23 protein-coding genes and 1 pseudogene are annotated in these 23,482 nt (G+C 71.7%); 10 read left to right on the top strand and 14 right to left on the bottom strand.

From position 1 onward, the window contains the following. Positions 1-16 precede the first annotated feature (16 nt). On the top strand, positions 17-967 hold the full coding sequence (locus ACI784_RS07645) for a TIGR03621 family F420-dependent LLM class oxidoreductase (RefSeq protein WP_457013025.1): 951 nt from the start codon (positions 17-19) through the stop codon (positions 965-967). 31 nt (positions 968-998) lie between these two features. Here the strand turns inward: ACI784_RS07645 and ACI784_RS07640 are convergent, their stop codons facing one another. The 3 genes and pseudogenes from ACI784_RS07640 to ACI784_RS07630 all read right to left on the bottom strand — a co-directional run. Continuing rightward, positions 999-1,967 carry a glycosyltransferase family 2 protein gene (locus tag ACI784_RS07640; RefSeq protein ID WP_457013024.1) on the bottom strand — a complete coding sequence of 323 codons (969 nt, stop codon included), beginning with the start codon at positions 1,965-1,967 and terminating at the stop codon, positions 999-1,001. 23 nt (positions 1,968-1,990) lie between these two features. Further along, positions 1,991-2,890, bottom strand: coding sequence for a hypothetical protein (locus tag ACI784_RS07635; protein WP_457013063.1), 900 nt, complete (start codon positions 2,888-2,890; stop codon positions 1,991-1,993). Positions 2,891-2,926: 36 nt separating this feature from the next. Further along, positions 2,927-3,094, bottom strand: a pseudogene (locus ACI784_RS07630) (hypothetical protein); the annotation flags it as partial. Between the two features lie 38 nt (positions 3,095-3,132). Here ACI784_RS07630 and ACI784_RS07625 point away from each other — a divergent pair. Next, the gene (locus tag ACI784_RS07625; RefSeq protein ID WP_457013023.1) at positions 3,133-3,693 is read left to right on the top strand and encodes a dTDP-4-dehydrorhamnose 3,5-epimerase family protein; all 561 of its coding nucleotides are present in this window, start codon (positions 3,133-3,135) and stop codon (positions 3,691-3,693) included. An 11-nt stretch (positions 3,694-3,704) separates the two neighbouring features. Here ACI784_RS07625 and ACI784_RS07620 read toward each other — a convergent pair whose 3' ends face one another. From ACI784_RS07620 to ACI784_RS07605, 4 genes are all read right to left on the bottom strand, one after another. Continuing rightward, the gene (locus ACI784_RS07620) at positions 3,705-4,727 is read right to left on the bottom strand and encodes an NAD-dependent epimerase/dehydratase family protein (protein WP_457013022.1); all 1,023 of its coding nucleotides are present in this window, start codon (positions 4,725-4,727) and stop codon (positions 3,705-3,707) included. Continuing rightward, complete coding sequence (locus ACI784_RS07615) at positions 4,715-5,374, bottom strand: PIG-L deacetylase family protein (protein WP_457013021.1); 660 nt, start codon at positions 5,372-5,374, stop codon at positions 4,715-4,717. Before ACI784_RS07615 ends, ACI784_RS07620 begins: the two co-directional genes overlap by 13 nt. A gap of 48 nt (positions 5,375-5,422) precedes the next feature. Then, positions 5,423-6,229 carry a glucose-1-phosphate cytidylyltransferase gene (locus ACI784_RS07610; RefSeq protein ID WP_457013020.1) on the bottom strand — a complete coding sequence of 269 codons (807 nt, stop codon included), beginning with the start codon at positions 6,227-6,229 and terminating at the stop codon, positions 5,423-5,425. 170 nt (positions 6,230-6,399) lie between these two features. Beyond that, positions 6,400-7,713 (bottom strand): glycosyltransferase family 4 protein, encoded by a 1,314-nt coding sequence (locus ACI784_RS07605; RefSeq protein WP_457013019.1) that lies wholly within the window; start codon positions 7,711-7,713, stop codon positions 6,400-6,402. 182 nt (positions 7,714-7,895) lie between these two features. Here ACI784_RS07605 and ACI784_RS07600 point away from each other — a divergent pair, with 182 nt between their 5' ends. Next, positions 7,896-8,486: a hypothetical protein gene (locus tag ACI784_RS07600; protein WP_457013018.1), complete on the top strand. Its 591-nt coding sequence runs from the start codon at positions 7,896-7,898 to the stop codon at positions 8,484-8,486. 3 nt (positions 8,487-8,489) lie between these two features. After that, positions 8,490-9,605: a glycosyltransferase gene (locus ACI784_RS07595; RefSeq protein WP_457013017.1), complete on the top strand. Its 1,116-nt coding sequence runs from the start codon at positions 8,490-8,492 to the stop codon at positions 9,603-9,605. A 67-nt stretch (positions 9,606-9,672) separates the two neighbouring features. On the opposite strand, the gene gmd is transcribed toward ACI784_RS07595, so the two are convergent. Further along, positions 9,673-10,686 carry a GDP-mannose 4,6-dehydratase gene (gene gmd, locus ACI784_RS07590; RefSeq protein WP_457013016.1) on the bottom strand — a complete coding sequence of 338 codons (1,014 nt, stop codon included), beginning with the start codon at positions 10,684-10,686 and terminating at the stop codon, positions 9,673-9,675. Positions 10,687-10,778: 92 nt separating this feature from the next. Between gmd and ACI784_RS07585 the strand changes: the two genes are divergently transcribed. Both ACI784_RS07585 and ACI784_RS07580 read left to right on the top strand, forming a co-directional pair. Then, positions 10,779-11,744 (top strand): GDP-L-fucose synthase family protein, encoded by a 966-nt coding sequence (locus ACI784_RS07585; RefSeq protein WP_457013015.1) that lies wholly within the window; start codon positions 10,779-10,781, stop codon positions 11,742-11,744. Between the two features lie 73 nt (positions 11,745-11,817). Next, complete coding sequence (locus ACI784_RS07580; protein ID WP_457013014.1) at positions 11,818-12,756, top strand: glycosyltransferase family 2 protein; 939 nt, start codon at positions 11,818-11,820, stop codon at positions 12,754-12,756. A gap of 58 nt (positions 12,757-12,814) precedes the next feature. On the opposite strand, the gene ACI784_RS07575 is transcribed toward ACI784_RS07580, so the two are convergent. Beyond that, on the bottom strand, positions 12,815-13,864 hold the full coding sequence (locus ACI784_RS07575) for a hypothetical protein (protein ID WP_457013013.1): 1,050 nt from the start codon (positions 13,862-13,864) through the stop codon (positions 12,815-12,817). Between the two features lie 589 nt (positions 13,865-14,453). Here ACI784_RS07575 and ACI784_RS07570 point away from each other — a divergent pair. Next, positions 14,454-14,651 (top strand): hypothetical protein, encoded by a 198-nt coding sequence (locus tag ACI784_RS07570; RefSeq protein WP_457013012.1) that lies wholly within the window; start codon positions 14,454-14,456, stop codon positions 14,649-14,651. On the opposite strand, the gene ACI784_RS07565 is transcribed toward ACI784_RS07570, so the two are convergent. Beyond that, positions 14,644-15,114 (bottom strand): hypothetical protein, encoded by a 471-nt coding sequence (locus tag ACI784_RS07565; protein ID WP_457013011.1) that lies wholly within the window; start codon positions 15,112-15,114, stop codon positions 14,644-14,646. The two genes, ACI784_RS07570 and ACI784_RS07565, sit on opposite strands and share 8 nt — an antisense overlap. A 223-nt stretch (positions 15,115-15,337) precedes the next feature. Here ACI784_RS07565 and ACI784_RS07560 point away from each other — a divergent pair, with 223 nt between their 5' ends. Both ACI784_RS07560 and ACI784_RS07555 read left to right on the top strand, forming a co-directional pair. Continuing rightward, positions 15,338-15,796 (top strand): hypothetical protein, encoded by a 459-nt coding sequence (locus tag ACI784_RS07560; protein WP_457013010.1) that lies wholly within the window; start codon positions 15,338-15,340, stop codon positions 15,794-15,796. Positions 15,797-15,970: 174 nt separating this feature from the next. Further along, positions 15,971-17,056, top strand: coding sequence for an NAD-dependent epimerase/dehydratase family protein (locus ACI784_RS07555; RefSeq protein WP_457013009.1), 1,086 nt, complete (start codon positions 15,971-15,973; stop codon positions 17,054-17,056). A gap of 16 nt (positions 17,057-17,072) precedes the next feature. Here the strand turns inward: ACI784_RS07555 and ACI784_RS07550 are convergent, their stop codons facing one another. The 4 genes from ACI784_RS07550 to ACI784_RS07535 form a co-directional block, all read right to left on the bottom strand. Next, entirely contained in the window at positions 17,073-18,215 is a 1,143-nt protein-coding gene (locus ACI784_RS07550; RefSeq protein ID WP_457013008.1) for a glycosyl hydrolase, read from the bottom strand. Continuing rightward, positions 18,212-20,131, bottom strand: a complete 1,920-nt coding sequence (locus ACI784_RS07545; RefSeq protein WP_457013007.1) for a glycosyltransferase — start codon at positions 20,129-20,131, stop codon at positions 18,212-18,214. Before ACI784_RS07545 ends, ACI784_RS07550 begins: the two co-directional genes overlap by 4 nt. 121 nt (positions 20,132-20,252) lie before the next feature. Beyond that, positions 20,253-20,486, bottom strand: coding sequence for a hypothetical protein (locus tag ACI784_RS07540; protein ID WP_457013006.1), 234 nt, complete (start codon positions 20,484-20,486; stop codon positions 20,253-20,255). A 64-nt stretch (positions 20,487-20,550) separates the two neighbouring features. Then, the gene (locus ACI784_RS07535) at positions 20,551-21,744 is read right to left on the bottom strand and encodes a glycoside hydrolase family 3 N-terminal domain-containing protein (RefSeq protein WP_457013005.1); all 1,194 of its coding nucleotides are present in this window, start codon (positions 21,742-21,744) and stop codon (positions 20,551-20,553) included. 345 nt (positions 21,745-22,089) lie between these two features. Here ACI784_RS07535 and ACI784_RS07530 point away from each other — a divergent pair, with 345 nt between their 5' ends. Further along, positions 22,090-23,466 carry a sugar transferase gene (locus ACI784_RS07530; protein ID WP_457013004.1) on the top strand — a complete coding sequence of 459 codons (1,377 nt, stop codon included), beginning with the start codon at positions 22,090-22,092 and terminating at the stop codon, positions 23,464-23,466. The last annotated feature ends 16 nt before the right edge of the window (positions 23,467-23,482 follow it).

The raw sequence follows: 23,482 nt of genomic DNA, 5'->3' as shown, positions 1-23,482 counted from the left end.
GGATCCGCTCGAGATCATGAGACCCTTCCGCTTCATCGCCCCGATGCCCCGGTGGACGGGAGATCTGCGCGCATGGCGCGCGGAGGTACGGCGCATCGAGGACCTCGGTTTCACCACGATCTCAGTCTCCGACCACATCGCGGGAGGGTGGGCGCTGGACCCGTTCGTCGCGCTCCAGGCGGCTGCGGACAGTTCCGTGTCCCTGCGTCTCCTGACGCTCGTGCTGAACACCGACCTGCGGCACCCGGTTCTGGTCCACAGGGCCGCCGCCAACGTCGACGTCTTCTCCGGGGGCCGGTTGGAGTTGGGGGTGGGCGCGGGTTGGCTGGCCGGCGACTATGAGGTCTCAGGGGCCTACTTCGATCCGCCCGACGTGCGGATCGATCGGCTCGCCGAGACCGTCACCGTTCTCAAGGCGCTGTTCTCCGGCGAGGAGGTGCACCACGTCGGGAAGCACCATGCCGTCCGCGGGTTGACGGGCGCACCCGCGGTCGTCCAGCAGCCACGCCCGCCCTTGCTGATCGGGGGCGGCGGTCCCCGCATGCTGGACCTGGCGGCACGTGAGGCCGACATCGTCAGCGTGCATCCCCGCCTCCGGTCCGGACGCATAGACCCAGCGGCCGTCGCGGACCTCTCCGCGGCGTCGATTCTGCGAAAGGTCAGGAGGGTGCGTGCGACCGCTGCGGCGGCTGGACGGGACGCCGACGACCTAGAACTGCAGTTCAGCGTCTTCCATTGCCAGGTGGACAGCGCGGAGCGTCAGGGGGCGGGGGTCAGCAGCTATTCCCGCCTCCTCCAGGAGGCGCCGGCGATCCTCGCCGACTCCCCCTCCGTACTCCAGGGCTCAGTGGACGAGTGCATCGACCTGCTGATCCGACGGCGAGAGGAGTTCGGGTTCAGCTACCTGAACCTCGGCGGCGACCTGGACGGCGTCGCCCCGATAGTGGCCGCCCTGGCCGGCCGCTGAACACGGGAACAGCGGCCAGCGATGTGTGGCCCTACTCTCGGCCCGCGCGCTGCGCGCGCCTTCTCCGGACGGTGTCGACGACCCACCTCCGGACCACGAGGGGCTGTGGCGTGATGGCGCAACCCACCAGGAGCGGGGCGGAGAAGCCGCCCTGGGCGGCCAAGCGAAGATGGTGGGCGGCGACCCCGCGGGCCCGGGGGCCTCCGTCGCGCAGGGCGGTGAGCGCGATCCCCACATGGTGCGGTGCGGCGGCGCGGTGCAGCCCGGGTCGGATTGCAGCGAGGCGCTCGTCGTCGAGGAAGCGGTCGAAGGCCCAGAGAGCCGCTTCGTCCAGGCGGTCGGTCGAGGACATGGCGCCGGGGTGTTGCCGGTTGCGCGTCAGCCGTCGGGGTTCGTACCAAGCGCCGCCTCCGTCCCGGGCGAGGAGGTAAGCAAGCCACATGTCGTAGGCGGCGGGGGCCTCGTGCTGCCAGTCCGACCAGTCCACCGCCGAGGCCCGGAAGACGGCGGCCACGCTCATGGCAATGGCCCGGACCGTCGTGGCGAGGTCCATGAAGGGCCGGTGCACTCCGGCAGTCAGACGATCCCGTCCGCGCTCGCTGGACACCGCATCCGTGAGGTCCTCCCGCAGGGTGCCGTCGACGTCGATCACCCAGTAGTCGCAGAAGGACAGTGTGAGGGTCTCGTCGGCGACCAATGGCGGCACGAGGGCCTCCAGGAACAGCGGTTCCCAGAGGTCGTCGTCGTGGAGCGTTCCGACGAACTCGCCACGGGCGTCCTGGAACATGGCCAGCGCGTTGTGGCTCATGTCGGTGACCGTGCCGTTGTGCCGGTACCGCAGCCGCGGGTCACCGTAACTGGTCACGAGCTCCTCGATCTGCGGGTCCGCGGCACTATCGGACACGAGGATCTCGGTGTTGCGGTAGGTCTGCGCCAGCGCCGACTCGATCGCCCCGCGCAGCATCTCGGGACGTCGAAAGGTGGGGATCGCAACGGTCACCAACGGGCCATCCGGAACTGTGCTCACCGGCCGGCTCCCTTCCGTGTCAGCGTGTCGATGGGCAGCCATCCGCCGCCGTTGCGTTCGACGTCCGGCAGAGAGCGGCGGACCTCGTCCAGCAGATCGGGGAGGAAGAGCAGGACCTGGTCGGGCCGCGCTGCCAGGAGCTCATCCGGGCAGATCACCGGTATCTCGACGCTCGGGATGACACGGTGCTGCTTGGCTGGTGAGGCGTCCGCCACGGCGGGCAACAGGTCAGGGCCGACCCCGGCGGCCACGAGCAGCGGTACGGCGCGCGAGGCGGCCCCGTACCCGAGGACCCGCCGACCGGCGGCGACCTGCGCCTCCAGGTGAGCGCGGACAGCGGCGACCCCCGCCGTCACCTCATCGGCGAGAGCGGTGAGCGCCTCCCGGGACACCTCCGGGTGCGGAGCGGGCGCACACCCGGGTCGTACGGCGGCGTCGCGACGGGCGGCCAGCAACCTCGTCCCGCCATAGAGGGGGTGCAGCGTGGCGGCAACGACCGTCAGCCCTGACTCCGCCAGTTGCCGGGCCGCCACCGCCGTCGACGGGTAGGCGTGGTGGCCGTGTCGGACGGCGTTCCACTGCCCGTGGGCCACCACGGTCTCCAAGGGTGGGAAGACCAGGAGGAGGACACCTCCAGGGCCGAGGCAGGCCAGCCGCTCCTCCAGCCCCGTCCGTTGGTCCTCCTCGTGCATGAGACCGAAGACGTCCACCACGGCGTCCACCGAGTCCGTCCGGTGCGCGTCCACACGCAGGCCGGCGTCCTCCAGCAGGTCAGCCCAGCTCCCGCCGTGCGGGCTGCCGAACTCCCGGATCGACATCCCCGGCTCCAGCAGACCCTGGCCGAGGGTCCAGGTCACCGAGTCCCGGGCATGCGCACGCAGCGCAGCGGGCTCCACCCCGCGGGGCTCCTCCGGGGCCGGTGACCTGTCGGGTAGCTGTACCAGCCCGCAACGGTGGCAGAACCACAGCCGCAGGGGGTGGACCGCCGCGGGCGGGTCTCCGGGGAGCGGGAAGTGGTCACTGGCGGGCTGGAGCCCCAGGTCCAGCACCACCTCGCCGGCCTCGGATCTGCACCATCGGCAGGGACCCAGGGCCGTCATCGGTCCACCTCGGCCCCGCCGCGCGGCAGACTGCCACCGTGCGCATCGAACGGTCGGACCTCCTCGACGTCGTCAGCCTCCTGCCGGAGGCCCGCCACGAGGACGAGCGCGGTTGGTTCATCCGCACGTTGGACGTGGCCGCCGCTGAGCGTGCTGGGATCGACGCCAGGAGGTTCCTGCAGGACAGCCAGTCGAGATCGCGGGAGGGCGTGATCCGCGGGATGCACGGGCGGAGCGGCGCCGGCGAGGCGAAGCTGGTGCGTTGTGCACGGGGCGCCGTCCTGGACGTCCTCGTCGACGCCCGCCGCGGGTCTCCCACGTTCGGTCGGAGCGCCACCTTCCGTCTCGACGACGAGGAGGGGCGTCATCTGTACGTGCCGCCGGGCTTCCTGCACGGCTTCCAGGCACTCACGCAGTGGGCCGACGTCTGCTATCGCATCGACCGGGAGCACGATCCGTCCGAGGATCTCGCGGTGCGCTACGACGACCCCGACCTGGCCATAGCCTGGCCCCTGCCGGTGGCGGTGGTCTCCGCCCGGGACGCGACCGCGGGTAGCTGGCGAGAGCTGGTGGAACGGCTGCACGCCGACCGCGCGTGAGCGGACTCCGCTCAGCGCCACCGCAGGTCCTCGGTGAGCCGGCCCTCCTCCTGCAGCCGGCGCAACCAGGCGAGTCTGGTGAACTGATCGCGCAACATCGCCCGGGTCAGGCCGAACTCGCGATAGGCGGTCGCGAGCTCACGGGCACCTTCCAGGGTCGTCCAGGTGGGCTTGAAGGACGGCACCGCACCGGTGATCTTGCTGAAGTCGACGCGGTACGACCGCGGGTCCCCACCGAACTCGCCGGTGACACGCACGGTGGACCCCGACACGGCCTCGGCGACCACGTCGGCGATCTCGGCGACCCGCCGGTTCTCGCTGTCCATGCCGACGTTGAAGGCCTGGTCGTGCACGGCCGCGCGGGGCGCTTCCAGGCAGGCGAGGAAGGCCTCGGCCACATCCCGGACGTGCACCAACGGTCGCCACGGCGTCCCGTCGGACCTGACCACGATCTCCCCGTCGAGGACGGCCGAGGCGACCAGGTCGTTCAGCACGATGTCGGCACGCAGACGCGGTGAGAAACCGAAGGCGGTGGCGTTGCGCAGGGACACCGGCTCGAAGTCCTCATCGGCCAGGTCGTGCAGGTCGGCCTCGACGCGCACCTTGCTCTCGGCGTACGGCGTCACAGGCGCGAGGGGGGCCGACTCGTCCAGGGGCTCATCGGTCCCCGAGGCGCCGTAGACGCTGCACGTGGAGGCGTAGAGAAACCGACGGACGCCGGCAGCACGGGCAACACGCGCCAGGCGGGTGCTCGCAGCGTGGTTGATGTCGTACGTGACCTCGGGGGCGAGACTGCCCAGTGGGTCGTTCGACAGCGCCGCGAGGTGGCAGACGCCCTCGAAGCCGCTCAGGTCGTCCACCGTGACGTCGCGCAGGTCGCGGCGGATGAGCGGGGGACGCTCAGGCTCCGGACCCAGGGTCGCCCCGACGAAGAGACCACTGTCCAAGCCGACGACCTCATGACCCGCGGTCGTGAAGACCTCGGCCATGACGGTGCCGAGGTACCCCTCGCTGCCCGTGATCAGGACGCGCACGGAACCTCCCGTCCGGTCGCCTCGGAGCACCGTGGCCCGAGGACGATCTTGTCGCAGTGGAAGGCCTCGGCGTAGCGCTCGTGGCACTCGATGCCCCGTAGTCGCATGAGCCCCAGGAAGGCCTCACGATCGAACCAGTCGCGCTCCCGCTGGGACGCGTAGTGCTCGGCCAGGAGCTCGACCTTGCGCTCCGCCAGGACCGAGGGCACGGGGACGTGGACTGCTGGACGACCCAGGTCGCCGTCCCACTTGGCGATCTCGTATCCCAGCACCAGATGACGGCGGAACACCGTGGGCGCGAGCTCGGCCACGAGCCGGTGGTCCTGGTGCAGGTCGTGCCGTGAGGGGGCGAGGACGAGGTCCGCGTCCCCCTGGGCGCGGGCGCGATCACCGGCGTCCTCCAGGGCCTGCTTGACGGCCGACCAGTGTGACGGCAGCCGACCGTCGGGGAGGTCCAGGACGGTGAGGTGCAGTTCGAGGCCGGCGGTGAAGGACTTCAGCGAGTTCGCGGCCTCGGTCTCACGCTCCGGCGTGGAACTCAGTACCAGCGCGTGGACACGCGCCCCCGGGCACCCTTCGGCCAGCCGGAGCAGCAGGGCGCCGGCCCCGATCTCGATGTCGTCGCAGTGCGCGCCGAGTGCGACCACCAGGGGTGGCTGACCGTCCGGGCGACGGGGCTGGTCGAGGGCGAGCACTCAGACCGCCGGCGCCGGGGCCCGCGTGGGATCGGTCTCCCAGACCATCCAGGGACGGTCGCCGTGCTCGAAGTGGGCCTCGAGGTTGTTGCGCTCCTTGATCGTGTCCGTGGGGTGCCAGAAACCGGTGTAGCGGTAGGACAGCAGTTGCCCGCGCCCGGCCAGCGTATGGCAGGCGTCCTCGACGAGGTCGCCGCCCTTCGGGATGAAGTCGAACACGGCTTGGCGTAACACGAAGAACCCGCCGTTCACCCACAGCCCCATGTCGGCCGCCGCACGGATGTCGCGGATCACCCCGTCCTCGCGGATGTCCACGCAGTGGAAGGACCCACCGGGCCGGGCGGCGAGCAGACTCGCGATCGCGTCACTGCGGACGAACCGGTCGATCATGATGGGCAGAGGCGCGTCGGTGAGGACATCCGAGTAGTTGGCCAGGAACACCTCGTCGTCCCTGACCAGGTGGCGGACGCGGCGCAGTCGCTCCCCGATCGCGGAGTCCACCCCGGTGTCGACGAAGTGGATGGTCCACTCCGCGATGTCGGTCGAGTGGATGTCGATGCGGTTGCCGCCTTCACGCAGCACGAAGTCGTTACTCGCCGTCTCCCGATAGTTCAGGAAGTAGTCCTTGATGTGGTGCGCCCCATAACCGAGGCACAGGATGAACTCCGTGTGACCAAAGTGTGCGTAGTACCGCATGACGTGCCATATCAGCGGACGGTGTCCCACCATGATCATGGGCTTGGGGAGATCACTCCCGCCATCCCGCATCCGCAGCCCGTAGCCGCCGCAGAAGAGCACGACCTTCATGCGTTCATCCCCGATCTCATGTGCTCGTGAATCGGTCGGGACGTGACCACGCGTCCTGTGAAGGACTCGCGGAACTCTCCAGTTCCCGGCCGCTCGGGTCAACCCGGTGCGCTCATCAGCGCAGCATCTTTTTGCGGAACTGCACCGCGAGGCCGGGATCGGCGTCCTCGTCAAGGGACGTTGGGCACCCCGGTCCAGGCCGCCGCCTCTACCGGTCGGCACCTCGGCGGGGACTGGCGTCGGCTCGTCGCCAGGTTGCGCACCCAGGTCGCGTACCGCTCGAGTGCCCGAGCGCCCGTCAGGTGGGTGAGCGCGTATGCCCGGGCGGCGGCCCCCATGCCCTCCGCCGTGGCCGGGTCCGCCGCCACCCGCTCGATCGCCGCGAGGATCGACTCTGCGTTGCCCGCCTGGGCGATGAGTCCCGCACCGGAGGCCGTCATCAGGGCCGCGGCGCCGCTGTGGGGATCGGTTGCCGCCACGACGGGCCGGCCGGCGCGGAAGTAACTGGTCAGCTTGCTCGGCACCGACATCTCCACCACCCCCGGCTTCTCATGGAGCAGCAGGACGTCGGCTGCGACGAGCGCGGTCTCGAACCGGCCGTCGGGCAACGGGTCGAGGAAGGACAGCCGTGTGAGCCCAGCGGCGTAATCGGTGAGGGCCGGCCGGCGCGATCCGTCACCCAGGAGGACGACCCGCACCCGGCTCCCCCGTGCCTCGGCCAAGCGGGCAGTGTCGACCAGGCCCTCCAGGCCCTGCTTGACGCCCATGTTCCCGGCGTGCAGGGCGATGACCTCGTCCTCTCCCCAACCCAGTGCCGCCCGCACGGCAGTCTTGTCCACCGACTGCGGCACCGACACGTGCGTCCAGTTCGGGATGACCTGCACCCTGTCCTCGGGGACGCCGGCGGCGATCAGCCTGGCGCGGAAGACCTCGTGGATGACGACGATGGCGTCGACCCGCCTCAGCAGTGCCGCCTCCAGCCAGGCCGTGACCGTGGTGAGCCGGCTCCCACCGAGTCCGGTCTCGGCCAGGGCGGCCCCGTACAGGTCCTGGACCACGACGCCGAGTCGGTAGCGCCGCAGCCCGCGCAGGAGCACCGCCGGCACCAGTGACAGGAGCACAGGACTCACAGCGACGACGACGTCCGCGCGTCGACGAAGCAGTTGGCCGGTGACGCCGAGCGCGAAGACGGATTCCATCACCATCCGTGCGGAGGCGGTGGGTCGCTCTGGGACGGGGTGCCGCAATCGGCGGAGCAGTACCCCGTGGTCGATCTCCGGCCTTCGTCGCCGCTCGTACCCTGCGTGTAATCGCCATTCCGGATAGTGCGGATAGCCGGTCAACGCCGTAACGGCGAATCCCCTCGTCGCCAGGTGGCGCGCGATCCTGGTCGTGTAGGGAGCATTACCTGAGTGCTCGGGGGCATAGTGCAGCCCTACGACCAGTACGCGGTGTTGCGGCTCGTCTCCACGTCGTCGAGACACTGTCGCTCCTCGTCCGTCTGGTCACCGAGAGTGACAAGTCTCAGAATGGTCGATCGGAGCACCGTAGCGGCCTCGACGCCCGGGTAGTGAGCCTCCGCATGGCCGTTAGTGTGCGAAGTCGCGGACCTGCTGCCAGGCGCTGTTGACTTTCCCGGACTGGATCTCGTCCCTATTCTTCCGCCGTGCCCGGCACCCAGGTCATCGACCTCTCCCGAGCTCCGGGAGCCCGCGAGTCCTGGGATGCGCCAGTGTGGAAGGTCCTGCTCTGGAGCGTGGCCGAACTCCTCCTCGTCACCAACCCGTGGCAGGTCAGCTCCTGGCTGCGCCGCCGTGTGCTCGTCGCCTTCGGTGCCCGGATCGGTACGGGTGTGCTCTTGCGCCCACGGCTACGCGTTCGCTTCCCGTGGAAGCTCACCGTGGGAGACCGGAGCTGGATCGGGGAGGACGTCTGGTTGCACAACCAGGACCAGCTGATTATCGGCTCGGACGTGGTGGTGTCCCAGGGCACCTTCATCACCACCGGGTCGCACGCGCATCGTCGTGACATGGCACTGATCACCAGTCCGATCGTCATCGAGGACGGCGCCTGGATCACGGCTCGCTGCGTGGTCCTCGGCGGCAGCCGGATCGGGGTCTCGGCCCTCGTGACCCCCAACACGGTCGTGAGTGGTGAAGTACCCGGTGGCATGGTCTTCGGTACCAGGGGCGGGACCGTGCTGGGGCCACGGTTCGCCGAGACGGGTGCGTACGGCGGCGGCCCGGTGCAGGGCTGAGGCATGCGCGTCCTCGTCGTCGCCCCTTACGTCAGCGCCGACGGTAGCTACGGCGGGCCGGTCTCGGTGGCACTCGACCAGGCCGCTGCGTTGCAGGCCGCCGGCCACTCCGTCACCGTCGCCGCTGGTTGGGACGGTTCCCGGCAGTGCGCGGACCCCGCAGAGCTCCGCCTCTTCCGTGCCCGCAAGCCCCTGCGGCAGTCCTTCGCCGGGCTGTCCGCCCCCGGTCTGCTGGCCTGGGTGGCCCGCAACGCCCAGGACTTCGAGGTCGTCCACGTGCACGTCACGAGGGACCTGGTCACCCTTCCCGCTGCCTGGCTGGCGGAGCGGCGCGGTGTCCCCGTCGTCCTGCAGCCGCACGGTCAGATCCGACCCGACCCGTCCCGTGCCCAGGCCGGCATCGACGTCCTGCTCACCCGACGGGTCTTCCGGCGCGCCGCTGCCTTCCTCGTCCTCACCAGCCACGAGGAGAAGGACCTGCAGGCTCTGGGCGTTGACCTGGCGCGGCTGCACCGCATCGACAACGGTGTACCTCCTGCCGCGCGCCGCGCAGAGCCGCCGGGGGAGTCGCCCCTGGTCCTGTACAGCTCCCGGCTGGCCGAGCGCAAGCGGCCGGAGGCATTTGTGGCTGCGGCCGCGATCGTGGCGGACCGTCGTCCCGATGTCCGGTTCGAGCTGTGGGGGCCGGACGGCGGGAGGCTGGGGGCGACGCTCGCCGAGATCGAGCGGCGCGGGTTGTCCGGCCGGTGCAGCTACCGAGGTGCCACCACGGTCGAGCAGACCCGCGCGCACCTGGCGGACGCGGCGGTCTTCGTGCTCCCCAGTACCGCCGAGCCGTTCCCGATGGCGCTGCTGGAGGCATTGAGCGCCGGGGTTCCCTCTGTGATCACCGATCAGACGGGATTGTCCGAGGCCGCCCGTCAGACCGGGGCGGCGCGGGTCACGGACGGATCGGCAGAGGAGTTGGCGGCAGAGGTCCTCGAGCTGCTCGACGACCCCGCGGCGTGGACCCGGGCCGCTTCGGCAGCCGAGGCCATGGTGGCGGGCCGGTTCGCCATGCCGCGGATCGTCGACCGTCTCCTGGAGGTCTATCGGGTGGCCGCCGCGCGGCACGGCTGAGTACGGCGATCTCCGCCAGGTCCACCGGTGCCCCGGGGCTCCGGCGGCGTACCGGGTGTGACCCCGATCAACCGTCGATCCGCACCAGCCGACCGGAGCGTTCATCCTCGAGGAGTTGGACGTCGGCATCGACCATGGTCTTCACGAGGTCGGGTACCAGCACCTGCGGCTGCCAGCCCAAGTGCTCCTTGGCCTTGGAGTAGTCGCCGATCAGGGCGTCCACCTCGGTGGGCCTTTCGTATCGGGGGTCGTATGCGACGTGCTCCTCCCAGTCGAGGCCGGCATGGAGGAAGGCCATCTCCACGAAGCTCCGCACCGTGTAGGCGGTGTTGGTGGCCAGCACATAGTCCTGGGGCTCGGGGTGCTGGAGCATCCGCCACATCCCCTCCACGTACTCCGGCGCGTAGCCCCAGTCGCGGACGGCGTCGAGGTTGCCCAGGTAGAGCTTGTCCTGCAGGCCGGCCTTGATCCGCGCGACGGCCCGCGTCACCTTGCGGGTCACGAACGTGGCGCCGCGGCGGGGGGACTCGTGGTTGAACAGGATGCCGTTGACAGCGAACACGTCGTAGGCCTCGCGGTAGTTCCGGGTGGCCCAGTAGGCGTACAGCTTGGCCACGCCGTAGGGACTGCGCGGGTGGAACGGTGTCTCCTCGTCCTGGGGTGGGGGGGTGGCACCGAACATCTCCGAGGATGACGCCTGGTAGATCTTGGTGCGTACGCGTGCGGCGCGGACCGCCTCCAACAGCCGCATCGCGGCCACGCCGGTCACGTCTCCGGTGAAGACCGGCTGGTCGAAGGAGACGCGTACGTGGGACTGGGCGCCGAGGTTGTAGACCTCATCGGGATTGATGTCGCGCAGCAGGTTGATCAGGGTGACGCCGTCGATGAGGTCGCCGTAGTGCAAGAACAGGCGGCGGTCCACCGCGTGCGGATCCTGGTAGATGCCGTCCAGGCGCTCGGTGTTGAAGGTCGAGGACCGGCGGATGAGCCCGTGGACCTCGTAGCCCTTGCTGAGCAGCAACTCGGCCAGATATGAGCCGTCCTGGCCGGTGATGCCGGTGATCAAGGCCGATTTTGCCACGACCGGTCCCCATTCTCCGCGAGATCCGAACCGCTCCAGACCCGAGTGGCGGCTAGCCTAGGGCGCCCTGGGCCGCACAAGGAGGGCTTCTCATGCCGATCCCGCGCCTCGACAGGACGGCTCCGACCTTCATCGCCGGACATCGTGGGCTGGTGGGTGGCGCGGTGCTGCGGCACTTCCGCGAGGTCGGGTTCACCGCGTTGCTGACCCGGACGTCGTCGGAGCTGGACCTGCGAGATCCGGTCGCGGTCGAGGCGTTCTTCGCCGAGCAGCGGCCGGCGACCGTGGTGATGGCCGCGGCCAAGGTCGGCGGGATCCTGGCCAACGACACCTTTCCGGCCGACTTCCTCTCGGACAACCTGCGGATGCAGGTCAACGTGTTCGACGCCGCGGTCCGGCACGGAGTCGCCCGGCTGCTGTTCCTGGGGTCCAGCTGCATCTACCCCAAGCACGCGCCGCAGCCGATTCGGGAGGACAGCCTGCTCACCGGCCCGCTGGAGCCGACCAACGACGCCTATGCGATCGCCAAGATCGCCGGGGTGCTCCACGTACAGGCCCTGCGCCGCCAGCACGGCGTCCACTACATCTCGGCGATGCCGACGAACCTCTACGGACCAGGCGACAACTTCCACCCCACCCACTCCCACGTCCTGCCCGGGCTGATCCGTCGGTTCCACGAGGCCAAGGAGCAGTCCGCCCAGTCGGTGACGGTCTGGGGCACCGGGACGCCACGACGAGAGTTCCTGCACGTCGACGATCTCGCTCGGGCCTGCCTGTTCCTGCTGGACCACTACGACGGGCCAAGGCCGGTCAACGTCGGGGTCGGCGAAGATCTATCCATCCGTGAACTGGCTCAGCTCGTGGCGGACGTGGTGGGCTACCGAGGTGCCCTGGAGTTCGACTCCGGCAAGCCGGACGGAACGCCACGGAAGCTGCTCGATGTCAGTACGCTCCACGGCCTCGGGTGGCGCGCGCAGACCGGCTTGCGGGAGGGGCTTGAGCAGACCTATGCCTGGTACCGGGAACAACTGGTCACCGGTGAGCTGCGAGCAGCCTGATGCCTTCGCTCGCCCCCGGGCGGGAGGACACCACGCCGAGACCGCGTTGTTGGCCGGCTGAGGATGGCGCCCCGTGAGCGGCCCCCCGGTCGTCACCGTCGTGGTGCCCACGCACAACAGGCGCCGTCTCGTCCTGCGCACACTGGACTCGGTCGTGAACCAGCGGGACGTGGACCTGCATGTCGTCGTGGTGGACGATGGAGGGAGCGACGGCACGGCCGACGCGGTGAGATCGGCGTACCCGCGATCGGTGGAGGTCGTCGAGCACGGTCACAGTCACGGCGTCTCGGCTGCCCGCAACGCGGGGCTGGCCAGGGCCGACAGTCCGTGGGTCGCCTTCGTCGACGACGATGACCTGTGGGCCCCAGGGAAGCTGCGGGCGCAGCTCGATGCGTTGAGCAGGTCCCCAGGAGCCCGGTGGTCCTGCGTCGGCGCTCTGCACGTCGACTCGACGCTGTCCGTCATGTCCTCGACTGACGTCCCGCCTTCGGGCGACATCTCGGAGCTGATGCTCCAGAACCAATCGGTGCCCGGTGGTGGATCTGGCGTGCTGGTCGACACCGGCCTGGCGCGCCGGGTCGGCGGATTCGACGAGCAGATCTCGATCCTCGCTGACTGGGACTTCTACCTCCGGCTCAGCCTGCACTCACCCGTGGCCGCGGTCGAGGACCACCTGCTCGCCTACTACGTCCACCAGGACAGCATGTACCACGATCCGCGCGGCATCATCCGCGAGCTGTCCTACTTGAAGGAGAAGTACGGCGCCTCGGACGGTCGTCCCTTACGTGCCGATCCTGCGGCCTGGCACGTGTCGTTGGCCAGGATGGCCTACAAGTCAGGCGACCGACGGGAAGCGGTCAGCATCCTCCGGCAAGGACTGGTCAGGATGGGCGTCACGGGTGCGGTGAGACAGGCCAGGGTGGGGCTGCGTCGACGTCGCACGGTCGGCAGGGCCCAGCCGGTGACGCACCCGCCGGAGTGGCTGTCCCGCTACTGCGACTGGCGGGAGTAGTCGACAAGGGCACGCCGGTCGGGGATGACCCCGGTGCGCGCCTTCGGCGGCGGCTCGTTCACCCGTGGATCTGCCCTCGAGCGGCCCACCGCCGACGCAGGGCAGACGGAGCCCGAGGGGACAGCGTGTACAGGTCTCTCAGCAACTTGCCCGGTCGATAGCGGGGAACACCGACGAGAGAACCGGCACGCGCTCGCCAGGCATCTTCGCCACACGTCCAGAACCAGCCGTCCAGATCCAGGGCGGCGGACCGGAGCCGCGGCAGTCCGGTGCGTTTCTCCGCAGGGAGGTGGGAGACGAGCGCGAGGTGCCTGTTCCTCGCATTCCGGTAGGCCCACGGCTGCGTCCAGATCCTGGCGGCGTGATCGGATGGCAACCGGTACACGTCCGTCGTCGCGTGCGCCACGCTGATCAACTGCGCCTCCTCCCTCAGGTACGGGGCGCCATGCCTCTCGCGATCGAGGTTCCAAGCCCAGAGGGCTTCGTACTCCCGGCGGTCCTCGCGCAGACGGGCGGCCGTGGCGCCGACGAGCTCCCCGCCCAGATACGCGAGGTCCCTCGTCTGCCGGCCCCAGTAGGCGGTGGCGATCTGCTGCAGTTCGTGACGACTGAGGCCGTTCACCCGCACGGAATAGGGGTAGTCGATCTCCAGGGCGGCACGTCCGTGCTGCCGCACGGCGTCGTCCACGGCATCCAGCGGGCCGGTGATGAGGCAGTCGCTGTCCAGCAGGAGGCCCACTTCGTCCTCGGCCTCCAGATGGCGCTCCACGACCTCGAGGCAGTCCAAGACGAAGAACTGGTTCTTCCACGACGTCGGGAAGGACGGAGGGGTCTGGTGCTGGTTGTCCGTCTCGACGACTTGGACGCCCACGCCACGCCACATGTCCATGCGGGACCGGGACAGGGCTCGTGCGCCCGCGGGGTTGAGCACCACCAGGAGTCGTACCTGCGGTGCCCAGCGGTACGCCGACGCCACCAGCAGGTCTATGCAGCGGAGATAGGTCCGCCAATGAGCGATGTCGGTGCTGTCCCCCATGGTCTGCGGGTACGTGCCGGCGTTCGGGGCTTCGTCACCGTGGAACCATGTCGCTATCAACATCGATCGCACCGGGTGTGTCTCGTCCGGTGCGGCAGCCCGTAGCCGTCGACGACCTCACCGCCCCGCCATCCCTCGGCGTTCTCGTGTGCAGGCAGGGAGCCGGAGCCGGCGTGGCGCGTGGACCGCACCGGACCTCCCTACCATCCAGCCCCCGGGAAATCCGAGTCGTGGAGCGCCCCGACTGGGAAGCTTCGGCGTAGTCACCACGGTGCCGCAGCTTGCCAGGAGCGGCCGCCCGGCGGCGCGCTCACGGGCCGTCCTGCGCCGCGGCGTTGATGCCCTTAGGAGCCCGCGGTAGCTCGACACGGGCCGACGGAGTCTTCAGGGAGCGGGTGGAGCCCGTCCGGCGCAGCCAGCACTTCGGCCTCGCCGCGTGTCGACGGACACGTCATCAGGCGCACCGGTGGTGATGGACAGGTCACGCCCGCCAGGGGCAACCGAGCAGCGGCGCTGACCCAGAGGGCGAGGCGGCGAGCGCGCGGCCCTCGGACGTTGGGCCGCCGTCAGCGAGGCAGCCGGAAGGATCGTGCGGCTCATCCGACCGGCACGAACACCCGCTCAGTGCGTCCGGCAACGGTGTCCCACCCGAAGGGCGGGTGTGTTCGTCCTCGTCCTGGCCGTACCGGCGCTGCTGGTCGTCGTCCTCGGCTACGCCGTCGGCCACGCGCTGTGGACGGCGGTCGGTGGCCCGGCGCCCGAGGTCGTCGGCTGGCTCACCGGCCTGGTGCTGCTGGCCGCGGTGACGTGGGCGCTGCTGTCGTGGTGGCGCCGGTCGCGGGCCCGGCGGTTCAGCTGACGCAGACCGCCCCGGTGCCGGCGGCGGTGGCCGCGGCGAGTCCCGCGTAGGCGCGGTGCAGGACCTCGCCGGCCGGGACGCCGGGCTCGAGGACGGAGACGCCGGCGCAGACACCCAGCCCGGTGCTGCCGAGCTCGCTGACCGCGCCCACGACGCGGGCGGCCGCGGCCATGGCGCCCCCGAGACCGCCGCTGAGCACGAGGGCGAACTCGTGCGGGCCGGTGCGACCGAGCCAGTCGTCGCCGCGCACGGAGCGGGCGATGATCGAGGTGGCGGCGGCCAGACTGGCCGGAGCGGCGTCCCCTGGCTCCCGCACCCGCAGGACCACGAGGCAGCCGGGCACGTCGTCGACCGCGGCCAGCCGCTGCGCCAGGTGGGCCAGCACCGCGTCGGGCCCGGGCAGGAGGCTCGTGACGTCGTCCTGCGGAGGCGCGACGGCTGTGAGGTCGATCACCGTGTCCATGTCCGGGACATCGGCAGGTGGGCGCCAGGGCTGAACGGATCCGCGGAATCTCCACCCGAACGGGTGCACGAGGGCCCTGCTACTCGGACGGAGGAGCGCGAGGTCACGACTCGGTCGCGCTCCGGGACGGAACCGCGGGGTTCCGCGACCGCAGGCCATACGCTTCCCGGCGCGAGTGGAGACGGCGCCGCGCGGCGCCGGCACGGGGGCGACGGGGGAGCAGGTGGCAGTCGACGACGACGTCGCGGCGGTGGCGTTCGCGGCCGAGACGGAACTGGGGCCGGCGGCGATCCGCGCGGCCGGACGGCGCGCGGCGGAGGCCGCCCGCCACTACCTGCGGACGACGATCACGGAGGTGCGGGCGACCGGGTCGGGGATCCGCTACCTGGCGCAGGGGCCGGGCGGGTTCGAGCGGCAGATGGCGCTGCGGGTGACGTGGGAGGAGATCGGCGGCGGCCGGCGGCGGGTGCACCTCACCGTCGGCGACTACCTGGTCGAGCGCGGCCGGGTGCTGGGCATCCCGGTCGGGCCCGCGAGCGTGCCGGCGTTGGGCTCGGCCCGCCGCTTCGCGAAGGCGCTGCGGGCCGAGCTGGCCGCCGCGCGCCCCGACGTCGACGGTGGGGGCGCGCCGCAGCCGTGCAGTCCCCGGGAGAGAGAGCCGGCCCGGCCGGTCGGGCGCTGACGGACGGTTCCGCGCGGCGACCCTACGAGGCGTGAGGGCGCGCCGATGCGGGGCCCTACGTCCCTCCTACGACTCCTGACGCCTGCCTAGCGTCCGCGCAACGGACGGGGGCGTTCCGGATCCGGTGCTCGGGCGAGGAGTGCCCGGGCCCTGGGGTGACGTCAGGAGGACCTCGTGGCCCCGTCATCCTCCTGGGACAACACCGTCCAGGAACTGTTCGCGGTCGACGACGTCCCTCCGACCATCGAGCTGGCCGGCACCCCGGTGCTGGTCACGGGTGGCACGGGGTTCCTCGGCGCGTACGTCGTCCCGAGGCTGGTGGCCGCCGGCTGCGAGGTCACGGTGGTCGGGCCGGACGCCGGGTGGCGCGAGCCGCTGCGGCAGTCCATCCGGGACGGCGTCGTGCGTCTCCTCGCGGAGGAGGAGTGGTGGCGGCCGGTGGTGGCGCGCCGACTCGCCCGCCGGGCAGCCGGGGTCGAGCAGCTGGTGCACCTGGCGTCCGCGCCGCCGCGGTCGGGCAGGACGACCCCGACGGCCCGTGCCCGCCACGAGGCGGTGGTGAACCTGGCCGGGACGCTGGAGCTGCTCGCGGCTCTGGGTGACCGGCTCGGGCACGTCGTGCTCGGGAGCTCGGTGGAGGTGTACGGGCACGGCCTCGGCGGTCCGGTGGACGAGGGGCTGCGGCCCACGCCGGACGACGCGTACGGGGCGGCCCGGCTGGCGGTGGAGGACCTGCTGCGGGTCGTCGCCGCCGAGGGCGGACCGGTCGCGACGGTGCTGCGGTTCACCACCCTGTACGGGGCGGGGGAGACGGTGTCGCGGGCGGTGCCGGCGTTCGTCCGTGCCGGGCTGGCCGGGCTGCCGGCGGTGATCGCCGGGGACGGGCTGGAGCGCCGCGACTACCTGCACGTGAGCGACGCGGCGCAGGTCGTGGTGCGGGCACTGGCCCGCCCGCCGGGCGTCGCCGGTGGACCGGTGTTCCGCCTGGTCAACGCGGGCAGCGGGACCGTGGTGCGGACGGTCGCGCTGGCCCACCGGGTGTGCCGGGCGGTGGCCGCGCACGCCGGGGCGGAGCCGCCGGGGCCGCAGCACGTGGCCGGTCCGAACGCTGCGGACCTGGTGTGCCGCACCGACCGGGTGCGCGCGGAGCTGGGTTTCCGGCCGATGGTGACGCTGGAGCAGGGGCTGGCCGAGGAGGTCGCCTGGTTCGCCGCCCACGACGAGTGGTGGCGGGACCTGCGCCCCCAGGCGGCGGTCTGAGCGCGGGGGTGCGCGCTCAGGCCTCGCCGCAGGTCGGCACGGCGTCGGCCCACAGCGCCCACGCCGGCAGGTCGGACCGGTAGGCGGCCCGGATCGCGGGTGTGGCCGTGGCGCGCCAGTCGACGCGGCCGCCGACCTCCTGCTCGTCCTTGGCCCACTCGAACCAGTTGACCATCGCCAGCCGGGGCAGTCGCTCGGCCAGTGCCGGGTCGTGCACCTGGCGCCACCAGGCCTGCTTGACCGTCAGCTCGTCGGGACCGGGGCGGCGGGGTGCGTACAGCGCCGCCGTCTCGGGGATGGCGACCGGCTTGCCGTGCGCCTCGCCGTAGATCCCGTAGAAGTCGGGCACCCGGCGCTCGTCCCCGGCCAGGCCGGCGTACTCCCCGGTCAGCTGGGCCACGAACTTGCCCGGCTCGGGCACCTCGTTCTCGCCCCAGGGGTAGGCGCTGCCCCAGTGGTAGAGCGACATGCCCACCCAGTCCACGGCGTCGTCCCCCGGCCAGTAGGGGGCGTAGGGGTCGTCGACGCCGGTGACGGCGCCGTCCCCGTCGGTGTCCAGGGCGGGGGAGTGCCCCTCGTAGCGGCCGCCGGCGAACGGGTAGCCCCCGCCGTAGTTCGGCGCCCACATGGTCGCCGAGCCCGGCGCCCCGGTGTGGACGGCGGCGGCGACGCGGCGGAACGCGGCGACGTACTCCTCGGGTTGCTGGCCCCACGCGTACCAGGAGCCGTTCATCTCGTGCGCGAACCGCACGACGACCGGCACGCCGTGGGCGTTCCAGCCGGCGAGCCTCTCGGCGAGGTCGCGGGCAGCGGTGTCGGTGACGGCGGCCAGCCCGTCGTGCGGTTCGAGGGTGAGCAGGAGCAGGCCGCCGTCGGCACGCAGCTGCTCCACCGCGCCGTCGAGGTTCCGCTCGTCGTCGGTGCCGAGCGGGAAGCCGGCGAAGCTCACCGCGACCGCGGGGGCCTCCCCCAGCTGCCCGGCGTAGTCGGCGAGCGTCTCGTCGGCCCAGTCGAGGTTCGTGCCCAGGTAGGCGCCGGAGGTGGGCACCAGGTCGGCGGCCGGCGTCGGCGCGCAGGTGGCCTCTGGGTCATCGGCAGCCGGATGGCAGCCGGTCAGGGTCAGGACGGCGGCCGCGGCCGCGCCCACGGCGCGCCTCACGCGGGCTCCAGCACGCCGGCGGCGGCGGGGCGGACGGCGTCCCCGGCGTCGGCGGCCCAGGTGAGCGCGCCGACCCCCATGGCGGTGGCGGACAGCGCGGCCAGGGCGCGCCAGTCGCGGACGCGGAACTGCAGCCGGTGCCGGTCCTCCTGCACGGAGCGGACGGTGACCTCGAAGATGATCGGCTCCTGTCGGTCGGGCACCCACATGGCGAGCAGCGTCTCCGTCCCGACGGCGAGGGGCTCCCCGGGCACGCGCACCTGCGCGCCACCGAGGGAGACGTCGACCATCTGGCCGGGCAGGCCATCGAGGGTGGCCGGGAAGGCGATGGGGAAGCGGTGGCCCTCGCGACGCTCGGTGCCGAAGCGGGAGCTGCGGATCCGGGCGATCGCGGTGGCGACGAACCCGGCGGTGACCAGCAGCCACAGCAACGGGACGACGGCTGTGCCGCTGACCGGGTACTCGGTCGGCGTGAGGCCGGCGAGGGTGAGCCCGGCGTAGACGACGGCGGCGAGGAGCACGACGCCGAGGGCGGAGAGCGTCCAGGGCACCCGGGCCCGGGCCCGCTCGTCGCCGGTGCGGCCCTTGGCGGTGACGGCGAAGGTGCCGGTGCCGCGCCGGAGGAGGGAGAGGGTGGCCGCGAGGTTGGACGGCAGCCGCACCATGTCGAACAGCAGCGAGAAGGCGGCGCGGGCGAAGCCCCGGCCGAGCAGCGTGACCGCCGCCTGCTGCAGCACGAACGACGAGCCGGCGAACACCACGAAGTGCCACGGGTCGGCCGCGACCGGGAACAGGCCGGTGGCGAGGACGGCGACCGGCATCAAGGCCAGGCCGAGGGTGCGCCACGAGTCGAACCACGCCGACAGCGAATAGCCGTAGCTCAGCCGCTGGGCGAGGGTGAGCCCCGGCGCGGTGAGCGGGTTGTCGGTGCGCAGCACCTGCATGGCGCCGGCGCCCCAGCGCTGCCGCTGGGCGTAGAAGGCCGCGGGAGTGCCCGCGGCGAGACCGCTGGCCAGGACCTCGTTGTGGTACGCCGTCCGCCAGCCGGCGCGGTGCAGGCGCATCGTGGTGTGGAAGTCCTCGGTGAGGGTCTCGGTGGCCACGCCGCCGACCTCACGCAGCGCCGAGACGCGCAGGACGGCGTTGGTGCCGCACCAGAAGGCGGCACCGGCGTTGTGCTTGCCGGCCTGGATGACCCGGTAGAACAGCGACTCCTCGTGCAGCGCCGACCCCGGCCGGTGGTGCTCGAAGGACGCGGTGTTGTAGAAGTCCTGCGGGGTCTGCACCAGGGCCAGCCGCTCGTCGGCGAAGTAGGGCACGGTGCGGGTGAGGAAGTCCGGCTCGGGCACGTGGTCGGCGTCGAACACCGCGATCAGGTCGGTGGTCACCAGGCGCAGCGCGGAGTTGAGGTTCCCGGCCTTGGCGTGGTCGTGCACCGGGCGGGTGACGTAGCGGGCGCCGAGCGCGGCGGCCATCTCGGCCACCTCGCGGCGGTCGCCGTCGTCGAGGATCCAGGTCTCGTGGTCGCCGTCCATCGCCAGGACGGCGGCGACGGTGGGCAGCAGCACCTCGAGGCGTTCGTTGTAGGTGGCGACGAGCACGGTGACGCTCGGCTGCCGACCGGTCCTCGGCGCGGTGCGCAGCCGCTCGCGGGTGGGTTCCACGTTCCACGTCGTGACCACGAACAGCACGAGCGCGACGAAGCCGTGCAGCTCCAGGACGAGGAACGGGACGCCGAGCCACAGCGCGTCGCCGTCGGGCATGGTCCAGCCGATGCGCCAGACGAGGTAGACGAGGGTGCAGACGACGGCGCCGACGGCAACCGAGTGCAGGAGCGCGCGGCGGGCGGGGCCCTCGGGCGCGGGCAGCTCCCCCTGCGGCCGGGGCCGCCTGCGGACCGGCGCGGTGGGAGGCACGGCGCGGGGGGCGGCGGCGAGCGCCCGGGGCGTGCGGTGCCGCCCTCGGCGAGCGCTGGACGTCTGCATGAGGGGCGCATCGGCGCCCGGCAGGTGGCGGTGGAGGCGATCGCGTCCTGGGTCACCCGTTGGGGGGACGGCGACGGCCCCGCCCGCTGGTGATCAGCAGGCCGATCTCCGAGAGCAGGGCGGCGGCCCACCCCGTCACCACGAAGATGTCGCCGCGGTGGATCCCGTGGTCCTCGCTGAGCCGCACCAGCACCGCGCCGTCGTTGATGTACTCGCCGGTGAGCAGCAGGAACGCGAACACCGTGAGGATCCCGGCCACGACGATCGCGAACAGCAAGCGGAGCACCGGAGAACGGTATGCGCATCTCCCGGCTGCACCCGTGCCCTGGCGCCCGTGTCAACCGTTGGGGTCACGCGGGCGGCAGCAGGCCCGCACGCGCCTTGGCGGTCAGCGCGGTGCGGACGGCGTGATCGACCCGTGCCGAGAAGGCCACATCGGCCTCGGCGCGCGCCAGGACGGCGTCGACCATGGCCGGCGCCGTGCTGGGGTCGACGGTGAGCACCAGGGTGCCGCCGGCGGCGAGGAAGCGGACGGCCCGCTCACCCACCGGGACGCCCTGCACGGCCTCGGCCGCGCCGAGGTCGTCGGAGATGACCACCCCGTCGAAGCCGAGCTGCTCGCGGAGGAGGTCGGTGACGACGACGGGGGAGAAGGCGGCCGGCGCGGTCGGGTCGATCTGCGTGTAGGTGGCAGACGACGTCATGACGAAGGGTGCGGCGTCGCTGCCGGCCAGGTCGCCGAAGGCTGCCACCTGCTCGTCGCCGGGGGTGGTGACGCTGTCGGTGACGTCCGCGCTCTCGTCGGTGTTCTCCTGCACGCGTCCGAGGCCGGGGAAGTGCTTGAGCGTCGCGGTGACCCCGTGGACGGCCAGCCCGTCGACGACGGTGCCAGCGGGTGGGACGACCTCGGCTGCCGTGCTCCCGTACTGACGGCCGTAGGCGCCGATCGGGGCGTTGCCCGCCTCCGTGCCCGCGGGGACGACGTCGACCACCGGGGCGAGGTTCAGCGTGACGCCCGCCGCCGCCAGCGAGGCCCCCATGCCGTCGATGAGTGCGGACAGCTCGGCGGGCGGGAGCCGCCCCTGGTCCACGGCGGGTGGGAGGTCGGCGAAGCCCGGGCCGGAGAGGCTCTGCACCGCGCCGCCCTCCTGGTCGACGGCGACCCACGGGTCGGCGTCGGCACCCTCCGCCCATCGACCTGTGGTCGCGGCGAGCTCCTCGGCGGGCGCGGAGCTGCGGCCCTGGAGGAACACGCCCCCGACGCCCGTCTCGGTGACGAGGGCGTCAGCGGGGGAGAGATCGGTCAACGAGACGCCGACGACGAGGAGCTGGGCGACCTGCTGCCGGCGGTCGAGGCCGGCGAGGGCGGTGTCCACCTGCATCTGCACGGGGTCCGGCGTTGGGGTGGGGTTCGCGGTCGCCGCCGCCGTCGAGCCGCTCTGGGCCGGGCGCGCGGTGGGTGCGCCACCGGAGCAGGCAGTGACGAGGCCCACCAGAGTGACGAGGCCGGCCGGCACGGTGCGGGGGGAAGCCGTCGAACGCATCGATCCCATTGTGGCGTCAACGCCGCTCTCATGGCCGTCATCGCCTGGTGGGCATCACCGCTGGTGGCGGCGCGGTGACCGCCTCCTGGATTTCTTGCGCCGATCCGGAACTGGCCGGACTCGTCAGGATTACGGCAGCTCCCAGTGGATAGGGGTGGCCACTGTCGTCCTGTTCCGTTCCTGGGGGGACCGCCACCGCACGGGGGTCAGTTGATGTCAGCAGTCGGCATCACCCATTCGCCCAGCCGATCTCACGGCTCCGAGGTCGGCGGGGGGTGGTCGCCCTTCGCCGCTCGGATCAGCGGGGAGGGCACCGAAGCCCGCCGCGCGTGGCGAGCGGACTACGTGCGCCGCGCCGTCCTGCTCGATGCTCTCAGCGCTCTCGCGGCCGGTCTCATCAGCTACCTGGCCTGGTTCGGCTGGAACTCCCCGGGGAGCCCGCCACTGGTCAGCGTGCTGGTCCTGCCGCTCCTGTGGCTGCCCACCATCCTGCTCGCGCGCGCTTACGAACAGCGGTTCCTCTGGATCGGTGTCGAGGAGTACCGCCGGGTGTTCGGCGCGGCGGTCGCCCTGCTGGCCGCCGTCGGCACGTTCGCGTGGGCGATGCAGCTCCACCTCGCCCGGGGGTTCGTCGTCGTGGCGCTGCCCATGACCGCTGCCGTCACCCTCGCCCAGCGGTTCGCGCACCGGCACTGGCTGTTCCGCGAGCGCCGCTACGGTCACCTCCAGCAGACGACGCTGCTCGTCGGTCATCCCGTCGCGGTCGCCGACCTCGACGAGCAGCTCCAGCGGGCGACTCACCAGGGGTACCGGGTGGTGGGGTGCTGCCTGCCCGCGGATCAGGTCTCCCCTGGGATGGACGCGTTCAACGGGTTGCCCGTGCTCGGCGGGCTCGACGACGTCACCGACGTGGTGACGCGGTTCCAGGTCGACACGGTCGCCGTCCTGCCGAGTGAGGGTCTCGACGGTGCGTCCCTGCGGCGCCTGGGTTGGCAGCTAGAGGAGACCCCGGCGGAGCTGCTCGTGGCGCCGGCCATCACCGATGTCGTCGGTCCGCGGGTGCACATCCGTCCGGTCGCCGGGCTGCCGCTGCTGCACCTCGAGCGGCCGGAGCTCACCGGGGTACGCCGGTTCATGAAGGCCTGCTTCGACCGGGTGGTGGCCTCCGCGATCCTGATCTTCCTCTCGCCGGCGCTGATCGCAATCGCGCTGGCGGTGCGGCTCACGAGTCCGGGGCCCGTGTTGTTCCGTCAGGAGCGGGTGGGCCACTGCGGGCGGCCGTTCACGATGTTGAAGTTCCGCAGCATGATCCAGGGCGCCCAGCGCATGGTGGACGACCTCGTCGCGGACAGCGACGGCAACGGCGTCCTCTTCAAGAAGAAGGACGACCCCCGGGTGACGCGGGTCGGCAAGGTGCTGCGCCGCTACTCCCTCGACGAGCTGCCGCAGCTCTTCAACGTCCTCCGCGGGGAGATGTCCCTGGTCGGCCCCCGGCCGCCACTGCGCAGCGAAGTGGAGCGGTACGGCCAGGACATGCACCGGCGTTTCCTCGTGAAGCCGGGGCTGACCGGACTGTGGCAGGTCAGCGGCCGGTCCGACCTGTCGTGGGACGACTCGGTGCGGATCGACATCCGCTACGTCGAGAACTGGTCACTGGCGTTCGATCTCATGATCCTGGCCAAGACGGTGCGCGCCGTCGCCCGGGGAGAGGGCGCGTACTGAGGTCGACGGACGGGCT

Source organism: Geodermatophilus sp. SYSU D01186, from assembly GCF_054050215.1.
Note: the sequence above shows the minus strand (reverse complement) of the source record. Positions and strands in the feature narration are given on the sequence as shown.

Bases quoted from the DNA above. Each gene is read 5' to 3' on its own strand.
- ACI784_RS07645 (WP_457013025.1), top strand. From the start codon at position 17: ATGAGACCCTTCCGCTTCATCGCCCCGATGCCCCGGTGGACGGGAGAT.
- ACI784_RS07610 (WP_457013020.1), bottom strand. From the start codon at position 6,229: ATGAAGGTCGTGCTCTTCTGCGGCGGCTACGGGCTGCGGATGCGGGAT.
- ACI784_RS07595 (WP_457013017.1), top strand. From the start codon at position 8,490: ATGCGCGTCCTCGTCGTCGCCCCTTACGTCAGCGCCGACGGTAGCTAC.
- ACI784_RS07585 (WP_457013015.1), top strand. From the start codon at position 10,779: ATGCCGATCCCGCGCCTCGACAGGACGGCTCCGACCTTCATCGCCGGA.
- ACI784_RS07565 (WP_457013011.1), bottom strand. From the start codon at position 15,114: ATGGACACGGTGATCGACCTCACAGCCGTCGCGCCTCCGCAGGACGAC.
- ACI784_RS07535 (WP_457013005.1), bottom strand. From the start codon at position 21,744: ATGCGTTCGACGGCTTCCCCCCGCACCGTGCCGGCCGGCCTCGTCACT.